This window comes from Weissella cibaria (genome assembly GCF_004521965.1).
Lineage (GTDB): Bacteria > Bacillota > Bacilli > Lactobacillales > Lactobacillaceae > Weissella > Weissella cibaria_A.
The window spans coordinates 1-4,320 of record NZ_SDGK01000051.1 but is presented as its reverse complement, the minus strand read 5'-3'; the positions used below and the strand labels follow the sequence as shown (position 1 = coordinate 4,320).

4 protein-coding genes and 1 other annotated feature are annotated in these 4,320 nt (G+C 40.8%); of the genes, 1 reads left to right on the top strand and 3 read right to left on the bottom strand.

The window, feature by feature from the left end:
- Positions 1-287, top strand: a 287-nt coding sequence (locus EST42_RS10560; protein WP_167711159.1) for a hypothetical protein, incomplete at its 5' end; no start/stop codon positions are given.
- Positions 288-902: 615 nt separating this feature from the next.
- Here the strand turns inward: EST42_RS10560 and msrA are convergent.
- The 3 genes from msrA to EST42_RS06945 form a co-directional block, all read right to left on the bottom strand.
- Positions 903-1,436, bottom strand: coding sequence for a peptide-methionine (S)-S-oxide reductase MsrA (msrA, locus tag EST42_RS06955; RefSeq protein WP_134644812.1), 534 nt, complete (start codon positions 1,434-1,436; stop codon positions 903-905).
- Positions 1,437-1,453: 17 nt separating this feature from the next.
- Positions 1,454-2,299, bottom strand: a complete 846-nt coding sequence (locus EST42_RS06950) for a MetQ/NlpA family ABC transporter substrate-binding protein (RefSeq protein WP_134644811.1) — start codon at positions 2,297-2,299, stop codon at positions 1,454-1,456.
- Positions 2,300-2,358: 59 nt separating this feature from the next.
- Positions 2,359-2,625: a binding site (T-box leader), on the bottom strand.
- Between the two features lie 74 nt (positions 2,626-2,699).
- Positions 2,700-4,049 (bottom strand): FAD-dependent oxidoreductase, encoded by a 1,350-nt coding sequence (locus EST42_RS06945; protein WP_134644810.1) that lies wholly within the window; start codon positions 4,047-4,049, stop codon positions 2,700-2,702.
- Positions 4,050-4,320 lie beyond the last annotated feature (271 nt).

The window sequence follows — 4,320 nt, the reverse complement described above, 5'->3', positions numbered from 1 at the left end:
CTGCTATTAGTTTACAGGGCAGAGAAAAATCTGTCCGTAAATCTAGCATAAGAGCAGAACATATATCAGCGGCTAGTATATTGGCTTTTGCAGATGGTTTATTGCGTATCGACCCCACAGTATCAATTGTTAACAAAGGTTCTGAAAGTACTAAAGTTTCTGACGACAATCACCTAGATTTAAACGAGATTGAACTATTTTTAGATTATATAGAACGTGAGAAACCATCAGACCACCATTTTGTGTACATAACAGCCTTACTAGGTGGTTTAAGATTTCTGAAATAACCGGATTAAGGGCCCAAGGCATAGATGCACAAAACGGAACGCTAACTGTCAATGTTCAACGATCAAGTAAAAAACCATATCCTGCCTCAGTCCCGAAAACAAAATAATCAATTCGAACTATCACCATGCCAAAACGGTGGTTCGACCATTTGGGTAGATACCGAAAAGAAGTTGGCATGGGTTCTGAATTTATTGTCCCAACTCCTCCCGCAAACGAATGGGCCATTAAAAAATTGCGTGATACACTCATAAAAATTGGTGCGCCACATATGATAAATATCCATGGATTACGACATACACACGTTTCTTGGCTATTGTCTTAAGAAGTTGATTTAATGTATATTTCAAAACGTGTTGGTCATAAAAATACCCTCGTGACACAAACCGTCTATGCGCACATGTTTAAAAGAAACCTCAATTATACAAGATAGTCTAACACTTAAAATTCTTGAAAAAATCGCACCCCCAAACTATTACTAGTTTAAAAGGTGCGATTTTTTATTTCCAAGGTGCAAAACAGGCGCGAAAGTTGTGGCAATCAACGGTTTTTAATATGATTTAACGGTAAAATTTTAATTTCATAAAAAACATCAAAACACGCGCAAAACATTGGTATTACTTAGAAATCCCACTACCCCAGAACTTTTCTTTGTATGCATCACGAGATTGCTTTTCTTCGTTATAGCGTTCAACGTTCTTCCTATAGAATTCCTGGTGATATTCTTCAGCTTCCCAGAAAGTTGTGGCATCTTCAATCATTGTCACAATCAAATCATCTCCAAAAATGCCTGATTCTTGCAAAGCAACTTTAGACGCCTCAGCAATCTGTCGCTGCTCAGGTGAATTAACAAAAATAACAGGACGGTAATTGTCACCACGATCTTCAAACTGACCCATCGCATCAGTTGGATCTGCCGTCTGCCAATATAAACAAACCAAATCTGCGTATGAAATTGCAGCGTCGTCAAACCAAACTTTTACGGCTTCCGTGTGACCTGTTTGGTGTGCCTTAACTTCTTCATAGGTTGGATTATCCTTATAGCCGCCCGTGTATCCAGAGCGAACAAGTGAAATCCCTGTTAATGTTTCAAACGGTTGCACCATGCACCAAAAACATCCACCTGCAAAAATTGCTGTTTGTTCTGCCATATTGTTGTACCCCTAAATTACTTTAACTTGATATCCCACGCAGCAATTTCTGCTGATCCGTATAGCCGCTTCATGTGTTTCTTGGTAGCCTCGGTTTGATAGGCTTTAACCACTTGCTTGTATACTTTTTTATTTTGTGTACCCTTCCGCGCAGCAATGATGTTAATGTAACCTTTGTTAGCTTTATTGACCGGTTCCACAAACAGTGCCTTGTCAATATCCAACTTCGCATCAAGGGCATAATTAGTATTAACAACCGCCGCATCAGCACTCTTCAACGCGGCCGCTGTTTGATCTGAAGAAACTTCCTTAATTTGGAAATGCTTCTTGTTCTCCGTTACATCCTGGGCAGTTGGCAACTTGGTGTCATGGTTATATTTAATCAATCCTGCAGCCTCTAGGACATCCAACGCACGTTTTTCGTTCGATGCATCATTCGGTACAATAATCGTTGCTTTTTCCGGCAAATCCTTCAAAGACTTGTGATTATCAGAATAGATACGAATTGGTGTCACATACGTCTTACCAATTCCCACTAGCTTATTCTTAAAATGCTTATTTTGCACATCGAAATAATTAATCGTTTGGAATGAATTCAAATCGATCGAACCATCAACCAATGCCTGATTTGGCTTAACATAATCCGTGAACAACTTCAATTTCACATCGATGCCATACTTATTCTGGGCATTTTTTTTGACATACTCCCATAATTGACGGTCAGAATCGCCAACCAATCCAACGGTTACAGTCTTTTCATCTGAAGCAGAAACTGTCCCATTATTTCCTACATACAAAGCCACTGCAGCTGATAAACCAGCCACCGCAACTGCTGATACTAATACTTGCTTTTTAATTGTCATAATTTCCACCCCTAGTTGTAAATAAAAACCGTTTCTATACACATTCTCAATATGAGAAGTATAGAAACGGTTTAAGCCCGTGGTACCATTCTAAATTCGCTTATTCAGTCACCCGAAAAGCCTCACAACGTGCGGACAGGGAGCGAAATGATGCTATGTCGATACGCGTGTTTGTTAACGGTAACCACCCGTGTGTCGCTTATGAACTTGCCATTCACAACACCCAATCACAGGCCATTTTCTGAGTGATAGCGCACGCTACGTCTCACCACCCGTAACTCTCTGCACTTTGCTAGCAATCATACTTTCCTGATCGTCTTGTTTTTACTAACTATCTATTCGTTTTTCTATGAGTATTATATTAGACAATCCTCATTTTATTGTCAAGCTTTTATTAGGATTAATTTTTGTTTTGTACATCACTAACCGCTTGTAAGGCCGTTGCACCCACAAAATTAACCGGTTGCGTAAAGTTAGGTTGGAAGAAGAAATCAGCCATCGCCAAATCGTCAATGGTCATTTGATTTTGAATGGCCAATGAGACAACGTTCGCCGCTTGTGTAATGTCATGCTTTGACATAAAGGCCGCCCCTAGAACGCGCCGTGTTTTTCGGTCCCAAGTTAACGTTGACAATACTGGCGTCGTCGACAACATAAAATCAGGTCGATAATCTTCCTCATGAACCGTTTCAACGACATCTAAGCCCCGCGCTTCAGCCGCCCCCTTGTTCAAACCGGTTGCTGACATGGCATAACCATACAACTCCACCGCCGACGTTGCTTGCGTCCCTGAGTAAGCCAAGTGATGGCCATCAATGTTACGTGCAACCAACATTCCCTGACGAATCGCATTCGTAGCTAATGGAATATAGTCATGGGCCTGCGTCGGATTGTAGAAGACAGTCGTGGCATCACCTGCCGCATAGACGTCAGGCAAACTCGTTTCCATGTAGGAATTCGTTAATATGGCCCCGTTTGGTAGCATATCAACTTGGCCCTTAAACAAGTCCGTATTTGGTAAGAAACCAATCCCAAGTACCGCAATATCTGCCTCGTACGTACCTTGATTCGTTGTCACTCGAATACCGCCATCTGTGGCATCTTCAAAGCCAGTTACCATTTGTTGCAAAGCTAATGTGACATTGTTGTCCTGGAACGCCGCTTCCAGACGATCGGTAATTACTGGACTGAAGTTCTTAGGCAACACGCGATCAAAACCATCGATTAGCGTAACTTTCTTACCAGTTACTGAAAATTGCTCTGCAATTTCGGCCCCAATGTAACCTGCACCAATGACAATCACACGCTTGACTTCATCCGCCACTTCCTTAATTCGGTTAGCGTCTTCCCAAGACTTCACCATATAAATTTTATCATTATCGATGCCTGGAATCTTTGGGACTAATGGCTTTGAACCGGTTGTAATCACAATTTTGTCAAATGTCTCATCTGCAAAATCACCGGTCAATAGATTCTTAGCCCGAATACGTTTATTAACCAAGTCGGCCTCAACAACTTGGTGTTGCATCTTCATTTTAATTCCTTGTTCAGTCATTGAAGCTGGTGTTTCATAAAACATTCGTTGTTCATCCGAAACATGATTACCTACCCACAAGGCAATCCCACATGACAAGAACGACACCGTCGTGTGCTGTTCATAAACTGTAATGTCAGCCTCAGGATGCAATTGTTTAATTTGCGTCGCAGAAAAGGTTCCTGCGTGCGTGCTACCAATTACTGCAATTTTCATGTTATATACCCCACAACATTTTTCGATTATTATCATTGTGCAATTATCAACAACTATTTATCGATATCATTCACAACCAAACCCACTGATGAAACAACCATTTGTTCCATTTAAAAGCGTAAACAAGTCCGATAAATTAGATAACTCACAAACTAATTGTAACTCAATGAGCAAATACGTCAAGATATTTTTTAAATAAATAGACGAAAAAACGGTTCTACAATTTTTGGTACTGATGACCACTCGCTAGCGCGATTGGTTGTTGGTACCT

Bases quoted from the DNA above. Each gene is read 5' to 3' on its own strand.
- msrA (WP_134644812.1), bottom strand. From the start codon at position 1,436: ATGGCAGAACAAACAGCAATTTTTGCAGGTGGATGTTTTTGGTGCATG.
- EST42_RS06950 (WP_134644811.1), bottom strand. From the start codon at position 2,299: ATGACAATTAAAAAGCAAGTATTAGTATCAGCAGTTGCGGTGGCTGGT.
- EST42_RS06945 (WP_134644810.1), bottom strand. From the start codon at position 4,049: ATGAAAATTGCAGTAATTGGTAGCACGCACGCAGGAACCTTTTCTGCG.